We start from the raw sequence: 17,519 nt of genomic DNA on the forward strand, positions 1-17,519 counted from the left end.
GTGCTGTGCCCATTACAAGAACAATTGGAGACATCGCCATGATCCAGGAGCAGCGGCTTGTCCGCCTGATCACACTGAAACTCATCCCTTTTCTGGTTCTGCTTTACCTGGTGGCCTATGTCGATCGTTCGGCGGTAGGCTTTGCCAAGCTGCACATGGGCGCCGACATCGGCCTGGGTGACGCGGCATATGGCCTTGGCGCCGGGCTGTTCTTCATCGGTTATTTCCTTTTCGAGGTGCCGAGCAACCTGTTGCTCGACCGCTTTGGCGCACGTCGCTGGTTTGCCCGCATTCTGCTGACCTGGGGCGCGATCACCGTCGGCATGGCGTTTGTCACGGGGCCAAATGGCTTCTATGTGATGCGCTTTTTGCTGGGGGCCGCCGAGGCGGGCTTCTTCCCCGGCGTGCTGTACTACATCACCCAGTGGTACCCGGTGCGCCATCGCGGCAAGATCCTTGGTTTCTTCATTCTTTCGCAGCCGTTGGCCATGCTGATCACCGGGCCGCTTTCCGGCGCGCTGCTGGGGCTGGAGGGCAGCTACGGCCTGCATGGTTGGCAGTGGCTGTTCATCTGTATCGGTACCCCGGCGGTGCTGCTGGCCTGGCCAACCCTGCGGCTGCTGCCGGACGGCCCAGCCAAGGTGCGCTGGCTCAGCGACGAGCAACGCAACTGGCTGCAAGAGCAGTTGGCCAACGACCTGCGCGAGTTTGGCCAGACCCGTCATGGCAACCCGCTGCATGCGCTGAAGGATGGCCGGGTGCTGTTGCTGGCGCTGTTCTACTTGCCGATGACCCTGAGCATCTACGGCCTGGGCCTGTGGCTGCCGACGCTGATCCATCAGTTTGGCGGCAGTGACCTGGTTACCGGTTTCGTCTCGGCCGTGCCCTACCTGTTCGGCATCATCGGCCTGTTGATCGTGCCGCGTAGCTCCGACCGCCTGAATGATCGCTATGGCCATCTGGGCCTGCTGTACGCACTGGGGGCCATCGGCCTGTTCTTCAGCGCCTGGCTGACGGTGCCGGTGCTGCAGTTGGCCGCGCTCTGCCTTGTGGCGTTTGCGCTGTTCTCCTGTACAGCCATCTTCTGGACGTTGCCGGGGCGGTTCTTCTCCGGTGCCAGCGCTGCTGCGGGCATCGCCTTGATCAACTCGATCGGCAACCTCGGCGGCTACCTGGGCCCGTTCGGCATCGGCGCGCTCAAGGAGCACACCGGGCAACTGTCGTCCGGCCTGTATTTCCTGGCGCTGGTGATGCTGTGCGGGGTGCTGCTCACCGGCGTTGTCTACAACCGCCTGGAGCGCCGCCAGCGCCTGGCTTCCACGCGGGCGGCGCAAGCCTCCCGCTAATCTTTGCAACCGACAAGCGAGCACAAGCATGCGACTGATCCAATTCGAAACCGCTGGCGGCGAGCGCCGCGTGGGCGTGGTGGAAGGCGAGTACGCCCTTGAAGTACGTGGCGCCAGCAGTACCCGTGAGCTGGCCCTGCAGGCCATTGCCGCTGGCCGTGACCTGGCCGGCGAGGTGCAGGCCGCCGGGCTGGGCGAGCGCCATGACTATCTGGCCTTGCTGAGCGAAGGCCGTGTATTGCCACCGCTGGACCACCCGGACCCGGCCCACTGCCTGGTGACCGGTACAGGGTTGACCCACCTGGGCAGTGCCGCCACCCGCGACAAGATGCACCAGCAGCAGGCTGAGGGTGCCGTGACCGACAGCATGCGCATGTTCCAGTGGGGCCTGGAGGGCGGTCGGCCGCTGGCGGGCGAGGAGGGTGCGCAACCGGAGTGGTTCTACAAAGGCGACGGCGGCATCGTCGTGCGCCCCGGCGCCGATTTGCCGCTACCGGCTTTCGCCGAAGATGCCGGCGAAGAGCCGGAACTGGTCGGGCTGTACCTGATCGGCACCGATGGCACGCCATACCGCCTGGGCTACGCCCTGGGCAACGAGTTCTCCGACCATGTGATGGAGCGGCGCAACTACCTGTACCTGGCGCATTCCAAGCTGCGCGCCTGCAGCTTCGGTCCGGAGCTGCGCCTGGGGGCGTTGCCGGCCCACCTGGAAGGCACCAGCCGCATTCTGCGCGACGGGCAGGTGCTGTGGAGCAAGCCGTTTCTGTCGGGCGAGCAGAACATGTGCCACAGCTTCGAAAACCTTGAGTTCCATCACTTCAAGTACGACCAGTTCCTGCGTGCTGGCGATATCCATGTGCACTATTTCGGCACTGCCACGCTGTCGTTTGCTGACGGCGTTCAGGCTCGCCCGGGCGATACCTTCGAGGTCAGCCTCGACGCCTTTGGCCAGCCGTTGCGCAATGGCATTGCCGCAGCGCCTGGGCAGGTTCGCCCTGGGGTAGTGAAAAGCCTTGGAGCTTGATGCCAGCCAGTCAAGGCATCCTCTTTATCTGTTACAGGAGTCAATCATGTCTGGAAGCAACTTCATTGGCGGGCAGCGCAGCGCTGCTGGCAGTGTGCGCCTGCAAAGCGTCGATGCGCGCACCGGCGAAGCATTGCCTGTGGCCTTCATCCAGGCCACCCCTGAGGAGGTGGCCGCAGCCGCCCAGGCCGCCGAAGCGGCTTTTGCCGAATACAACGCCATGGCGCCAGAGCGCCGTGCGCAGTTTCTGGATGCCATTGCCGATCAGCTGGACGCGCTGGACGATAGCTTCGTCGCCACCGTGTGCCGCGAGACGGCGTTGCCGGCTGTGCGTATCCAGGGCGAGCGTAGCCGAACCAGCAACCAGATGCGCCTGTTCGCCAAGGTGCTGCGCCGTGGCGATTACCTGGGGGCGCGCATCGACCGCGCGCAGCCACAACGCCAGCCGCTGCCACGCCCCGACTTGCGCCAGTACCGTACCGGCCTGGGCCCGGTGGCCGTGTTCGGCGCCAGCAACTTCCCGCTCGCGTTCTCCACTGCCGGCGGTGACACCGCCGCAGCGCTGGCTGCCGGTTGCCCGGTGGTGGTCAAGGCACACAGCGGCCATATGGCCACGGCCGAGCAGGTGGCCGAGGCCATCGAGCGTGCGGCGGTAGCCACCGGCATGCCCGCTGGCGTGTTCAACATGATCTACGGTGCCGGTGTCGGTGAAGCGCTGGTACGCCACCCGGCCATCCAGGCTGTGGGCTTTACCGGTTCGCTCAAGGGCGGCCGTGCCCTGTGCGACCTGGCTGCGGCGCGCCCTCAGCCGATCCCGGTGTTTGCCGAGATGAGCAGCATCAACCCGGTGCTGGTATTGCCAGCGGCGTTGCAGGCCCGCGGCGAGCAAGTGGCCAAGGAACTGGCCGCTTCGGTGGTGCTGGGCTGCGGGCAGTTCTGCACCAACCCCGGGCTGGTCATTGGTATCGCCGGTGAGGCGTTCAGCGCCTTCGTCGCGGCACTGGCTGCGCAACTGGCGGACCAGCCCGCCCAGACCATGCTCAATGCGGGCACCTTAAGCAGCTATGCCCGCGGCGTGCAGCGCCTGCAGCAACACCCGGGCGTGCGCCATCTGGCCGGTACCGGGCAGGTAGGCGAGCAAGCCCAGGCACAGTTGTTCAAGGCCGATGTGAGCCTGCTGCTCAACGGCGACGAGCTGCTGCAGGAGGAGGTTTTCGGCCCAGCCACGGTGGTGGTCGAAGTGGCCGACCAGGCCGAATTGCACCGCGCCCTGCAAGCCCTGCATGGGCAACTGACCGCCACCCTGATTGCCGAGCCGGAAGACTTCCAGCGCTTTGCCACGCTGGTGCCCCTGCTGCAGCGCAAGGCCGGGCGCCTGTTGGTCAATGGCTACCCGACCGGCGTCGAGGTATGCGATGCGATGGTGCATGGTGGGCCGTACCCGGCCACCTCCGATGCCCGTGGTACCTCGGTCGGCACACTGGCCATCGACCGCTTCTTGCGCCCGGTGTGCTACCAGGACTACCCGGACGCGCTGCTGCCCGATGCCCTTAAAAACGCCAACCCGCTAGGCCTGCAACGCCTGGTCGATGGCCAACACAGCCGTGACGCGCTGAGCTGACCCGGCGCTGGCGCTGTATGCCCGCCGGGTATGCCCCGGCGGGTTTCCGACCGACACCACAAAATAACAACAAGAGGTTGCAGCCATGCCGAGTCGTTCCCTGCCCGCCGACCAGGTCGCGTGGAACTCATTGGATAATCGCCTGTTTCGCAAGATCAGCTGGCGCATCGTGCCGTTGTTCATCGTGTGTTTTCTGTTCGCCTATCTGGACCGGGTCAATATCAGCTTCGCCAAACTGCAGATGCAAAGCGCGCTGGGTTTCAGTGACGCTGTCTACGGCCTGGGTGCGAGCCTGTTCTTCGTCGGCTACTTCCTGTTCGAGGTACCGAGCAATGTGTTGCTGCACCGCATCGGCGCGCGTATCTGGATTGCCCGCATCATGGTCAGCTGGGGCTTGACCTCGGCGGCAATGATGTTCGTCACCAGCGAAACCTGGTTCTACGTGCTGCGTTTTCTGATTGGTGTGATGGAAGCCGGCTTCGTGCCGGGGGTACTGTACTTCTTCACCCAGTGGTACCCCAGCGATCGCCGTGCGCGCATCAACGCCTATTTCAAAAGCTCGATCTGCCTGTGTGGCATCGTCGGCGGTCCGTTGGCCGGGTTTATCCTCAGTCACTTCGACGGGGTAAGCGGCCTGGCCGGATGGCAGTGGCTGTTCTTGCTCGAAGGCCTGCCTTCGGTGGTGCTCGGCCTGCTGGTACTTTGGCTGGTCAGTGACCGCATCGAAGATGCCCGCTGGCTCGACGGCGAAGAGAAGCGCTACCTGCGCGCGCGCCTGGACGCCGAGCCCAAGCCCAGTGGTGGCAGCTCGATCAGGGCGATTTTGCGCGAGCCGGCTTCGCTGGCGCTGTCGGCGATTTACCTGTGCCTGGTCATGGCGCTGACCGGTTTGCTTTTCTGGATGCCTCAGCTGATTCGTAACGCCGGGGTGGACGATGCCCTGGATATCGGCCTGCTGACGATGATCCCGTATCTGCTGGCAGTGGTGGGCAACCTGCTGATCGGCCGCAGCTCCGACCTGCGCGGCGAGCGCCGCTGGCATATGGCGAGTTGCGCAGCGATAACCACCGTGGGTTATGCCCTTTGTGCCGGTTTCAACGCCCAGCTTTGGGTGCTGATGCTGGGCATGAGCCTGGTCATGACCGGGATCATCGCCTGGATGCCGATCTTCTGGACCTTGCCGCCTAAATACTTGGCCGGGTTGGCCGCTGCGGCCGGCATTGCGCTGATCAATTCGATTGGCCAGCTCGGCGGCATCATTGCCCCCTACATGGTGGGCAAAGTCCGAGAACTCAGCGGCTCGGCGACCCCCGCACTATGGCTGTTGACGGCGGTCAGCCTGCTGGCGGTGGTGTTGATTGTCTGGGCCGTGCCACGCCGCTTGTATGCGGCTCAATCTGAATCGCGCACCCACTGAGGAGGTTGCATGCAACGTGTCGTTTCTTTCGGCCCTGTTTCCAGCGCCGAGGTGCTGGCCGACCTTGAAAAGCGGTACCACTTCCGGCGTTTCGACCAGCCGCTGGCTGACCGCGAAAGCTTCCTGGCGGCCTTGGCCACTGCCGACGGAATGATCGGCAGTACCTTGCCGCTGGATGCCGCGCTGCTCGACTACGCGCCTGCGCTGAAGGTGATTGCCAGCGTGTCTGCCGGCGTCGACAACTACCCTTTGGGCTATCTGCGCGACCGCGGTATCTGCCTGACCAACACCCCCGACGCAGTGACCGAAACCACCGCCGATACCGGGTTCATGCTGTTGATGATGGCCGCGCGACGGGCTTGTGAGCTGGGCCAACTGGTGCGTGACGGCGGCTGGACGTGCGCTATCGATGCTTCGCGCTTCGGCCTGGATGTACACGGCAAGACCTTGGGCATCGTCGGCCTTGGCCGCATTGGTGCGGCCGTGGCCAGGCGCGCGCACTTCGGTTTTGGCATGCCGGTGCTGTACAGCGGCAATAGCGCCAAGCCCGTATATGAAGCGGAGTTCGCGGCACGGCGTGTGCCGCTGATGCAGTTGCTGGCCGAGGCGGACTTCGTCTGCGTCTGCGTGCCGCTGAGTGCAGACACCCACCACCTGTTCGGCCGCGAGCAGTTCGCCGCCATGCGTGCGGATGCGGTGTTCGTCAATATTGCCCGCGGCGCGGTGGTCGACGAGGCCGCGCTGGTACAGGCGCTGGCCGAAGGGCAGATCCGTGCGGCCGGGCTGGATGTATACGAGCGGGAGCCGCTGCCAGCAGGCTCGCCATTGCTGGCGTTGCCCCAGGTGGTGGCCTTGCCGCACATTGGCTCGGCCACTGTCGAGACACGTGCGTTGATGGCCCGTACCGCAGCGGCTGAACTGGCGGCAGTGCTTGAGGGCAGGGCACCACAGCATCCCGTGCTGTAGGCCCTGGCTTGCCTGCGCAGCTCTGCCGCAGCAGCTTAGAAGCGGACCGTGATACCCGCATTGACCGAATGGAACCGGGCGTCCGAACCAAACTGGCCCTGGTACGACAGGCCCACCTCAGTCTGGCGGTTCAGTTGCACTTTCGCACCCACTTCGGTCATTGCCACGTTGCGCGTCTGGGCGATGCCCTGTACCGCGAAGTCCGGGCCCCCGGCAAAGGCCTGGGTGCTGCTTGGGTCCAGGTCGCCGTAGGCGCGGCGCCAGCCCAGCGAACCGTAGAACTGGGTGTCGTGGTCAGCCACGCGGGTGCGGGTTGAAGCGCGCATGCCCACGGTCGAGAACCAGGTGTCCTGCTTTTCACTGGCCACGTCCAGGGCAGCCGCACCGCCTTTTTCGTGGAAGCTGTCGGCGTCGTACTTCACGTAGGCCACGCCCACGAACGGCTCCAGCGCCACCGCACCCAGGCCGATGCGGTAAGCCGCTTCGCCACTGGCCTGCAACGTGTTGGCGTCGCGCTCGCCCTTCAGGTGGTCGTTGAACCCGGCGAAGGCCACGTTGCGTTTGCTGTCCAGCTTGTGCCAAGTGTAGCCGACGTCTGCGCTCAGGCGCAGGGCATCGAGTTGGGCACCGGTGTACAGGCCCAGGTGGTAGTTGTCGCTGTGGCCCTTGGCATCGCGGTCGTCGGCATCGAACTTGGTGCGGCTGTAGCCACCGTAAACACCGGCGCGCCAGTCCGGGTTGATGCTGCCATCGGCGCCAATCAGTACACCGCCGGTTCTCTGGTGCAGGCCGCCAGCGCCGTTGTTGCCGTCCAGCTTGGACCAGTTGCCGAAGGTTTGTGCCCAGGCACCGCCCTGCGCTTCAGGGGTGGTTGGCATGAGGTTCGAAGCACCCAACGGCATGCGCACGCTCGTGCTGTCGAACAAGTCGCGCAGGCGGGTGCCCAGCACGCCGGAAACCACCTGGCTGTTGGCGATAAGCGCGGTGCCGGTGCTGGCGTGGTAGTCACCGGAGAGCTGGTCGATGGCATTGCGCGCGCTGTCGGCATCCAGCACCAGCAGGTTGTTGTACAGGCGCAGCGGGTCGCCGCTTTGCTGCAGCACGCTTAGTGCGCCTGCGGTGTGCCACTGGTTTTCGGTTTGCGCCACGGTCTGGAAGATGCCGGGGGTGCCAGGCCCGCCCGTTTCTGGCGGCTGCACCGGGGGGAGTACGGGGGGCTGTACGGGCGGCTGTACGGGCGGCTCGACCGGGGGCTGTACCGGTGGTTGTACAGGCGGCTCGACAGGCGGTTCCACCGGAGGCGTCACCGGTGGTTCTACGGGCGGCTCCACGGGTGGTTCAACCGGTGGTTCAACCGGTGGCTCAACCGGTGGCTCAACAGGGGGAGTGGTCTTCTGCGCGATGGTCAGGTTCAGTTCGTTGGCTGTGCGCTGCAGGCTGACGTTGAGAAACGCCGAGTTGGTGAAGGCCTGGGCATAGGCCGTGCCGGCAGCCGCACCGTCCACTACACCGCCCTGGGCCGCCAACAGCGTATAGGTTTGCCCGGTCTGGTAGCTTTGCGCGTCGTTGAGCGTGGTGACATCGACCCGTGTGCCACGCAGGGTCGCGCTGCCGCTGACGTTTACGCGGTCGGCGCCGCCATTGCCGGCGATGTCTGCGGCGTAGCGCGAGCCGTCGGCCATGTCCAGGTCGCCCTTGATCGACAGGGTGCCCAACGCGCCTTCACCCGGCGAGAGGGTACCGCCCGAGGCCACATGGGTGGTGCCGACCTGGCCGTTACCGGCCAGCACGCCACCGGCCAGCACCTGGGCGCGGTTGCTGTAGTTGCCCGAGGCGTCGGTGTGGCCCACGGTGCCGTTGACCACCAGGGTGCCGTTGCCGACGCTCAGCAGCGAGGTGCCGCGTGGGTTGGTCTGGTCGACATCGCCGGCCAGCACCAAACGCCCGCCGCGCACCACCGTGCTGCCGGACATCCCGGTCAGGTCGCCGCTCAGGGTGGTGTTGCCGCTGAAGGCGTAAACGCGGCCCGCACCGCTGATGCTGTTGCTCAGTTGCAGGTCGCTGTCGGTATGGTTGAACGCCAGCGCTCCGCTACCGGCGCCGAAGCGGATTGCCGTTTGCGGGTCCAGGCGGCCGGCGGCCTGTGCGGCGCTGGCCGTGAGGGCGTCGATATCGGTGCGGCTATCGTCTCGTACAACCCCGCCCCCGATGCTGAGGGTGCCGCGTGCGGCCGAGTTGATGCTGGTCAGCACGCTGATGTCGATGCCTTCGGTACTGCTCAGCTCGGCGCCATTGCCCAATACCAGGTTGGTGCTCGAAGTGGTGGTGCCCAAGGTCAGCGCGCGGGTGGCCAGGCGCGTGCCTTCGCCGGACACGCTCACCACGGTGTTGCGGTTCAGGTTGGCCGAGCCCAGCTCCATCGAGTCACTGGTCAGCACCGCACCGTTGCTCAGGCTGAGGTCGTTGCGGTTGCGGAAGGTGCCGGTGTTGTCCCAGCGGGTGTTGGCGCCGGACAGGTCGCTGATCGAGTTGATGGCCACACGTTCGCTGGCAAGCTGCCCGCCATCGCGCAGGGTAATGCGCGAGTCGTAAAGGAATACGCCGCCAGAAGTCACGTTGACTGCGTCCACCTTCGCACCCTGGCCACTGACCACCAGGTTCGCCCGGGACAGCGCATTGCCGGCGTTGCCGTTGTCGCTGAGCTGCAGGTCGCGCACCGATACCTGGCCGCCGTCGAGCACGTTGAGCGTGCCCTGGCCGGCGCCGCCGACCACGATGGTGTTACCCAGCACGGCAGTGGTACGGGGCACCACCCAGCGCGTACCAGGGCCCTGGACCGTGACAGTCGCCATGGCCGTACTGGCTTCGTTGTTGGTGAGCGAGCCACCGATCCGCCCACCCTTGCTGGTGAGTTCGGCGCCGTTGTTGATGGTCAGGCTGGCGGGCACGCCGTTGCCGGGGCGCAGCGACACCGTGCCATCGTAGGCGCGGTCACTGCTGAAGGTGTCCTCGCCACTGTCGAGGATGTAGTCAGCTGCTTGAGCGCTCGGCAGCAGGGCGAGGCTGATCGCGAACGTCAGCGGGGATAGTCGGAAAAGGGGATTCATAGCGACTCCAGATACTCCATTAGATGCCACGCAAGTGGCTGCCAGCCCTGAGGGCAATGGCGTTCCATATGTGCAACGGATTAACGCTGGGAGTATCGGCAAGCCCTTGCCGCGCTGAGAATAGTACGCATGTGCTAGTGGCTTGCGGAACGTGACGCTGTGCACACAGTGGGCTGTATGGCGCACATGCGTTTCTTGCCGAATGTGTGATCTATGCCGCTCAGTCTTCGTCAAGCATGCGACCCCTTACCGACGTCTGAAGGGGATTGAGCCAGGGCCTTTCATGCAAACGCTGTTGAACGAGATTCTTGAAGAAGTACGCCCCTTGATCGGCAAGGGCAAAGTGGCTGACTACATCCCAGCGCTGGCCGACGTACCGGCGCAGCAGTTGGGCATCGCGGTCTATAGCAACGATGGCAGCCATTACTGTGCAGGCGATGCAAGCGTACCTTTTTCGGTGCAGAGTATTTCCAAGGTGTTCAGCCTGGTTCAGGCAATAGGCCACTCAGGTGAAGCCATTTGGGAGCGGCTTGGCCATGAGCCTTCAGGCCAGCCGTTCAATTCGCTGGTGCAGCTGGAGTTCGAGCGCGGGCGCCCGCGCAACCCGTTTATCAATGCGGGGGCGTTGGTGATCTGCGATATCAACCAGTCACGCTTCGCAGCACCCACGTTGTCGATGCGTGATTTTGTTCGACGTCTTTCGGGCAACCCTCACATTTCGATCGATGCCCGTGTCGCCGATTCGGAATATCAGTTCCGCGCGCGTAACGCTGCCATGGCTTACCTGATGCAGTCTTTTGGTAACTTCCATAACGAAGTCGAGCCGGTGCTGCGCAGTTACTTCAGTTACTGCGCGCTACAAATGAACTGCCTGGACCTGGCCCGGGCATTCTGCTTCCTGGCCAACGACGGGTTTTGCAAGCACAGCGAAGAGCAAATCCTCACCCGGCGCCAGGCCCAGCAGGTGAACTCGATCATGGCCACCAGCGGGCTGTATGACGAAGCCGGTAATTTCGCCTACCGAGTGGGGTTACCAGGCAAGAGTGGCGTGGGTGGCGGCATCGTGGCAATCGTGCCGGGGCAATTTACCGTATGCGTTTGGTCCCCCGAGTTGAATGCTGCGGGCAACTCCCTCGCGGGCATGGCGGCGCTGGAGTTGCTGAGTTCACGGATCGGGTGGTCGGTGTTTTGATCAGTGGGCGGGCTCGCGGGTAACGGAGCCTGCTATCTCCTGAGTCACCCAGCCCTTGAACGCCTCCGCTACCGGCGACGGGTGCATGGCGCCTGACTGGGCCAGCACCACTTTTTGTGGTGACACCTCTTCCAGTAATGGCCGGCACAGCAGCGGTGTACCGTCATAGCAGTGGTCGCCGGCTGGGCGGGTGCACGACAGGGCAACCCCGTAGCCATGCGCGACCAGACCGCGTTGCATCTCGAAGGTCTGGGTGTATTGCTGGGTGCGCGGTTGCAGGTTGTGCGCCCAAAACAGTGAAAGGAAATACTCACGCGTTTGTGCGATGTCCTCAAGAATCAGGCATTCCTGGGCCAGTTCATGCAGCGGTATCGCTGCCAGGTGGGCCAGGCGATGGTCCGTAGCGATGAGCGCGTAGGGTTTCAACTCCGCCAGTACCTGGCGCGGCAGCGAGGGATCAAGGCCGATGTCGTAAGTAAGCGCAAGCTCTGCTTTACCGGCGCTCAGGTGGCGGTGCACGCCTGCCAGGTCCGTTTCGAACAGCGTTACCTCGACATCGGGGTACTGCTTGCGAAAGCTCGATAGCAGCCGGGGTGCGAAGTATGGGCCTAAGTCTTGAAAGCAGATTAGCGACAGGTTGCCGCGCAGCGAGCCTTGCGCTGTATCGGCGTTCTGATTCATGGCGATGGCCATGCCAATGATATCGCGGGCCTGTGCGAGCAATCGCGTGCCCGCTGACGTCAGCTCCAGCCCTCGGCTGACCTGGCGCCGGAATAGCCGCTCATTCAGCGCCTCTTCAAGTTGGGCAATAGCGACCGATACCGACGGCTGTGAAACGTGGCGGGCTCTCGCCGCAGCGCTGATGCTGCCGTGTTCGGCCACGGCGACGAAGTACTCTAACTGCCGGAACGAGAAACCTATCATTTTTTCCTATACTCCGAATTAGGAAATATATTCTTTTCCTATTGGTGCCGAAACGCAATACTCGCCGTGCACCATGCTTGTCCCGCTTAACTTCTGGCAGTGGTGCTGTTGCCCAATAAAAAGACCAAAGGGTGCTTTATGAAACAGTCCGCCGAATTTCAACTCAGCGAAGAAACCATCGAAGCTTTCCAGCGTGATGGTGCTGTCTGCGTACGTAATTTGTTCACGCCGGAGGAAGTTGCACTGCTCGAAACCGGCATCGAACAGAACCTGAAAACCCCCAGCGAGCGCGCCAAAGTGGCGAGCCGCCCCGACGACCCAGGTTGGTTCTTCGAAGACTTCTGCAACTGGGGCGATATCGCTGCCTATCGCCAGTTCATCTTCGAGAGCCGGGTGGGTAGCGTTGCCGCTCAACTCATGAACAGCGAAACAGCCCGGCTTTATCACGATCATCTGCTGGTCAAGGAGCCCAACACGCGCCAGCGCACGCCTTGGCACCAGGACCAGCCGTACTACAACATCGATGGGCGCCAGAACTGCAGCATGTGGATGCCTATCGACCCCGTCGCAAGGGAATCCACCCTGGAGTTTGTCGGGGGCTCGCACCTGGGGCCGTGGCTGATGCCGCGCAGCTTCCTCGACAGCCAGGCGCAATGGTTCCCGGAAGGCAGCCTGGCCGACTTGCCGGATATCGAGGCCGACCGCAGCGCCTGGCACATCCTCGGCTGGGAGCTTTCCCCAGGCGACGCGGTGTTCTTCCACATGCTGACCTTGCACGCTTCTGGAGGTGTCAGGGGCAACCGCCGGCGCCGTGCCTTCTCGGTGCGTTTCCTGGGCGACGACATCACTCACGCACCGCGCCAGTGGAAAACTTCACCGCAGTTTCCCGGGCTCGAAACACAATTGGCCAGCGGTGCCCAGATGAACCATGAGTTGTTCCCGGTGCTGTGGCCAAGAGCTTGATGATTGAATAAATGCGTGCCTGATTAAAACGCACAGCATCGGCGTTGTGCGGACCTGATAATAAAATCAAGAAGGTATCTATGAGCGCTCAATCTTCACAACAGCTGAAGCGGGGTCTCTCTACCCGGCATATTCGCTTCATGGCATTAGGTTCTGCTATCGGTACGGGGCTGTTCTATGGCTCGGCATCGGCAATAAAACTGGCAGGGCCATCAGTGTTGCTCGCCTATTTGATAGGGGGTGCCGCCATTTACATGATGATGCGCGCCCTTGGCGAAATGGCAGTTCATAACCCGGTGTCAGGCTCGTTCGGCCACTATGCCAGCCAATACCTGGGCCGCTATTTTGGCTTTCTGACTGGTTGGAGCTACGCGTTCTCCATGTTGGTGGTGTGCCTGGCAGACGTGACGGCATTTGGCGTCTACATGGGGCTGTGGTTCCCCGAAACACCCGCCTGGATCTGGGTGCTTGGAATAGTGTTCTTCATCGGGGCGCTGAACCTGTGCAGCGTGAAAGTGTTCGGCGAGATGGAGTTCTGGCTGTCGTTGCTGAAGGTGACCGCTATCGTTGCCATGATTGTGGCAGGCGGGGCCGTGCTGCTGTTGGGCATCCAGCTGAACGACGAGGCAGGCACTGTTGCCGGCATCTCGAACCTGTGGAGCCACGGCGGGTTCTTCCCTAATGGCATCGGTGGGATGATTGCTTCGTTCACCGTTGTGATGTTCGCTTTTGGCGGGGTCGAAATGATCGGCATTACCGCAGGAGAGGCAAAGGACCCGAAGCGCGTGCTGCCTAAGGCCATCAACTCGGTGCCTCTGCGCATTCTGCTGTTCTATATCCTTACCCTGTTCGTGCTCATGGCCATTTATCCCTGGACCAGCATTGGTAGCCACGGTAGCCCATTCGTTCAGATCTTCAGTGGCCTTGGCATCAGCTCAGCGGCAACCGTGTTGAACATCGTGGTAATTTCCGCTGCGGTATCAGCCATCAATAGCGACATATTCAGCGCCGGGCGAATGATGTACGGCATGGCTCAAAACGGCCAAGCCCCTGGCGGATTTGCATCATTGTCGCGTTTCGGTGTGCCGTGGATGACGGTTGCAGTGATGGGCGTCGCTCTGCTGTTGGGCGTGGTATTGAATTACCTGGTGCCAGAAGACTTGTTCCTGGTGCTTGCCGCGGTGGTCACTTTCTCCATTGTCTGGGTCTGGTTGATGATCCTGCTGTCGCAGGTGGCCATGCGGCGCGGCATGAGTAAGGAGGAAGTTGCTGCACTGGGCTATCGGGTGCCGCTGTGGCCAGTAGGGCCGGCTTGCGCGATTGCGTTCATGGTGTTCATCTTTGGCGTGCTCGGTTGGTTCCCGGCCAGCCGCACAGCCCTGTATGTCGGGGTTGGCTGGTTGGTCCTTCTGTCTTTGGGCTACTGGCTGTGGGGTGTACGTACACCGCGACCAGTGTCAGCCAGCGCATGAGGCATTGAACTGTGCGCGTTCCGCATTGCGAGGGGACCGGCCCCTTCGCGGGTTCACCCGCGAACACCGGCAAAGCCGGTGCCATCCAGCGCGCTGTCTCGTCCTACTGATCTTGGCCGAATCGCCAGCACCGAGTGCGGTAGTTTTCAGCAGACCTCATCCGTTGCTGGCGCAGTGCGTGACTCAAGGTCGATTTCCGTCGGCCACTGTACTTTCGGCGCCAGGCAATGCATGTGGCTCAGGCCATCGTCATCGTTCCAGTCGCGGGGTGGGTGCACGAACTTGGGCAGGGCTTCCGGGCCTTGCTGCATGAAGAGCCGGGCAATGGCCCAGTACGCCTCGCCCTCATGCAGGGTATGAGTGAAGAAGACACGATCAATGACTTCGTCAGTCTCAGGATTGCGGACTGACAGCATGACGTTTTCGATCAGGCCACCATGGCCAGGGGCGTAGATTCGGTAGACCTCGGCGGTGACGTCGTCCCAGTTGTAGGCGACGGGTTGGACACCCCAGCGTTTACGGCTGAAGATGAAGATGCGGTCGAAGCGGTACTGGTAAAAATAGACTTTCCGACGCAAGCGATTAAAGCGAATAGGCTCATCTCTAGGAAGAACAACGTCCAGTTTTATGTAAGGAAACAAAGCCCACGCGGCAGCAGGAGGGCTAAGTACCAAGAATGCATTCATCGCCCAATCACCTTGCCAGCCATCTACAATAAAGCTCCGGTACAAAAATAGCGCAATTCCACAGCAGAACAGAAGCGTGACAGTCCCAATCAAAACGCCTATGCCACGCAAATTCACCGTAGCTCTTGGCAGTTCCAAATATGCTTCATCGCAGTAGTTGGGAGGTGGGGTTAATTCATTCGCGTCATACTGCAAGGTCGGAGTTTGATCAACATGAGGCAGGTCATGGCTCCAGCCTATTGCTCGAGCCCACAGAATTTTACCGCTGTTTCTCACTCGTTCACCTCCCGAATACAGCTCTCTAAAAGCGCACTTGCTATCTCTCGATCTGGCCAGTACGCCACGCGTAGGGTGGCTGCGACTATACTGTGTCTTCCAATGGCTGGCGCAAGCTCTATCACGGCAACATTTTCTAGAAGGGAAATATCCGCATTATCTGCAGAGCCATGCAGTTTTGTTTGTAAATTAAAATCGGGCGTGTAATCGGGGAAGCGTGGTGGTGCATAATAAGAGGTTTTCGCTGCTTCAGATAAAGGCTTTAAATCTGCAACATTATATTCCCCTGACGCAATCACTTCCCCGCCGTCAAAATCAGGGAATTCACCATCACCCATGCGATGGACGGTTAAACTCCAGAGGTAGGCGGAGCGCACCTCACTGTATTTAGGTAAAATTATTCGGAACTTTATTTTGTGCTCTACAGTCAAATTTATTAATCCGCCCAATTTAGGTGCGGCTTGATTGGTCGCTAGGGTTGACTCAAAATTCAGCTTTGCATGCAGCCCCAAGGTTGCCGCATTTAGCTCAGCAAACGCTATGTCTGCCCACTCAGGAGTATCCCAATGTATACGTGGATTCTCATTGGCCTTCCCGAAATAGCACCGTTTCACCCAGCGTTCGAAACTGTGAGAATCATTTGTTTCAGCTCGTTTGCTGAATGAATACGCAATGAGCGTCAAGATAATAGCCGCACCTAATGGGCCTATCAGATAAGGTTGTGCGACTGCCAGGGTAAACGCCCCTGCGCCAGCACCATAGAACAAACCAGCCACGGCATGCTGTCTACTAGCGATAACGTCGCCCGCCGCCGAGGTACGTTTGGTCGCAGAAATCGATTGCGCAACATCGAAAATGCCAGCTACAGCACTTAGCAAAGCTCCGAACCTTATCAGTGAAGCTCCAGTGCCTGCCCCCCATGACGTCTTAATTAAAGCGGTACTGGACCTCATGACTAGCCCAACCAACTCGATCTGACCGCCCAATATTCCCAATTGCGAACCCTGCAACGCCAGCTTGGCCTCATGCGCCCTAGGCCCGATCTCGGCTTCCGTCTTCTCCAGGTTTCTGCTCAGGCTGTCGTATTGCAAGTACAGGCCTCCAATCGCCAGCAGTACTTCCCAGCTTCCAGCCACACCCCGCAATCCGCGAAAGCCGGTTCGCACCAACTGCGCCGCCTGCTGCGAAGTGATACGCATGCCCTGCAACACCTTTCGCGCATTCGACTCGAGCGTCCCCGCCGCGACCGAGACCTCCACCAAGGTACGCTGCGCCAAGCTGCTCGCCTGGGTCACCTTCATACTGGCTTCCTCAAACAACCGACCCTGCACGTCCGCCGCAGTACCCTCGACCCACACCGACACACTGATCATGGTGTTGGTAAACCGCGGGTCGAGCACTGCCAGGCTCATCAGCCCGTGCTGAATGATCGGCCGCACCTTGTTCCAGGCCTTGGTCGAATGGATGTCGATGTCATCGATGTTGCGATGCATCCGGTCCCGTGCCTCGGCAATCGACGCATTGGCCTTGTGCTGTAACTCGCGCAAGTGGGCGCTCTGCAAGGCGTAGTACTCGCCCAGCTTCATCTTCACTTCCAGCTCGATCAGGTGCACGCCGTTGTAGAGAAACTGCGTCGCGCTGTTAAGATGCCGCACGGCGGTCTGAATACCAGGTGGCAAATTGGGCGCAAGGCGTTGGCTCGCCGCGTTGAGCGCGCCCTGGGTTTCGGCAATGGCCTGCTTCAAGGTATTGCGCATGCGCAAGCCGGCATCGTCGCTCGCAATGATCTTGCTCAGCATGCCGTAGAGCTTGTCGCTGTCATTCCAGTTGGTGACGTCGGAAAAGCTGGGAAGCAGCCCGGCCAACAACGCACGGTCACGCATCAACAACGCGCGATAGGGAGGGCTATCAGGATCCTGTAGCCATTTCTGCCAGAGCGTTTCGGTGGTGCCGGCAGCGGGACTTACATCGGACGCCACCGCCTCGGTAATACCGCCACCTAGGCATAAGGCCATGGTCTTGGCATACGCCACGCCAGACTCACGATGATCGCCGTCGTAGTCGTATTGCTCGGCCACCTTGAACATGGGCGTGTCGAACAGCGCGGTATAAGCATGGGCGTCCTTATCGATGTAGCGCTGGAACTCGGCTTCCTGCTGGTCATACTCGGCCTGGAACGCCGCTCGCTTCGGTTCGTGGTAGCGCTCTTCAAGACGCTCGTCACTTTCCAGCTGGGCTCGTTCTACCAACCGTTGACGTTCCACTGCCGGGTCGACGAAGACCGGTGGCCCATCGCCGGTCATCGGTTCCAGCGAAGGCACCTTCTGCGCCGCCCACTCCCGGTGCGTGGCACGAATGGCCTGCAGGATCTGCGAGGTCTGCAACTGGTAGGCACGCATGGGGTCTTCACGCCAGACCTGGCGCTTCACCACCCAGTTCAACCGCTGATGGTTGAATTCCTGAATCAGGCCAACGGTATCGTCGAGCACCACCGCCAGCACGCCGTTCTCCAGCTTGTGCCGGTT

General features: G+C 61.7%; 12 protein-coding genes. 8 read left to right on the forward strand and 4 right to left on the reverse strand.

What is annotated here, in order from left to right; genetic code table 11:
• Positions 1-38 precede the first annotated feature (38 nt).
• From SB765_RS12540 to SB765_RS12560, 5 genes are all read left to right on the forward strand, one after another.
• Positions 39-1,346 carry an MFS transporter gene (locus SB765_RS12540; protein ID WP_061203957.1) on the forward strand — a complete coding sequence of 436 codons (1,308 nt, stop codon included), beginning with the start codon at positions 39-41 and terminating at the stop codon, positions 1,344-1,346.
• A 28-nt stretch (positions 1,347-1,374) separates the two neighbouring features.
• Complete coding sequence (araD1, locus tag SB765_RS12545) at positions 1,375-2,370, forward strand: AraD1 family protein (protein ID WP_410931406.1); 996 nt, start codon at positions 1,375-1,377, stop codon at positions 2,368-2,370.
• Between the two features lie 46 nt (positions 2,371-2,416).
• A complete protein-coding gene (locus SB765_RS12550; protein WP_410931407.1) occupies positions 2,417-3,991 on the forward strand; it encodes an aldehyde dehydrogenase (NADP(+)) in 1,575 nt (524 codons plus the stop codon).
• 85 nt (positions 3,992-4,076) lie between these two features.
• Entirely contained in the window at positions 4,077-5,408 is a 1,332-nt protein-coding gene (locus SB765_RS12555) for an MFS transporter (RefSeq protein ID WP_410931408.1), read from the forward strand.
• 9 nt (positions 5,409-5,417) lie between these two features.
• Entirely contained in the window at positions 5,418-6,374 is a 957-nt protein-coding gene (locus tag SB765_RS12560; protein WP_410931409.1) for a 2-hydroxyacid dehydrogenase, read from the forward strand.
• Between the two features lie 35 nt (positions 6,375-6,409).
• Here SB765_RS12560 and SB765_RS12565 read toward each other — a convergent pair whose 3' ends face one another.
• Positions 6,410-9,481: an autotransporter domain-containing protein gene (locus SB765_RS12565; protein WP_410931410.1), complete on the reverse strand. Its 3,072-nt coding sequence runs from the start codon at positions 9,479-9,481 to the stop codon at positions 6,410-6,412.
• A gap of 283 nt (positions 9,482-9,764) precedes the next feature.
• On the opposite strand from SB765_RS12565, the gene glsB reads away from it, so the two are divergent.
• Entirely contained in the window at positions 9,765-10,673 is a 909-nt protein-coding gene (glsB, locus tag SB765_RS12570; protein ID WP_016499031.1) for a glutaminase B, read from the forward strand.
• Here glsB and SB765_RS12575 read toward each other — a convergent pair whose 3' ends face one another.
• Complete coding sequence (locus tag SB765_RS12575; protein WP_410931411.1) at positions 10,674-11,597, reverse strand: LysR substrate-binding domain-containing protein; 924 nt, start codon at positions 11,595-11,597, stop codon at positions 10,674-10,676.
• A gap of 138 nt (positions 11,598-11,735) precedes the next feature.
• Here SB765_RS12575 and SB765_RS12580 point away from each other — a divergent pair, with 138 nt between their 5' ends.
• Entirely contained in the window at positions 11,736-12,560 is an 825-nt protein-coding gene (locus SB765_RS12580; RefSeq protein ID WP_410931412.1) for a phytanoyl-CoA dioxygenase family protein, read from the forward strand.
• An 80-nt stretch (positions 12,561-12,640) separates the two neighbouring features.
• Entirely contained in the window at positions 12,641-14,032 is a 1,392-nt protein-coding gene (locus tag SB765_RS12585; protein ID WP_341798904.1) for an amino acid permease, read from the forward strand.
• A gap of 146 nt (positions 14,033-14,178) precedes the next feature.
• Here the strand turns inward: SB765_RS12585 and SB765_RS12590 are convergent, their stop codons facing one another.
• On the reverse strand, positions 14,179-14,718 hold the full coding sequence (locus SB765_RS12590; protein WP_232251928.1) for a DUF6708 domain-containing protein: 540 nt from the start codon (positions 14,716-14,718) through the stop codon (positions 14,179-14,181).
• A 272-nt stretch (positions 14,719-14,990) separates the two neighbouring features.
• On the reverse strand, positions 14,991-17,519 hold a 2,529-nt coding region (locus tag SB765_RS12595), incomplete at its 5' end, for a T6SS effector BTH_I2691 family protein (RefSeq protein ID WP_410931413.1).

This window comes from Pseudomonas sp. SIMBA_067 (assembly GCF_046534675.1).
Classification (GTDB): domain Bacteria; phylum Pseudomonadota; class Gammaproteobacteria; order Pseudomonadales; family Pseudomonadaceae; genus Aquipseudomonas; species Aquipseudomonas putida.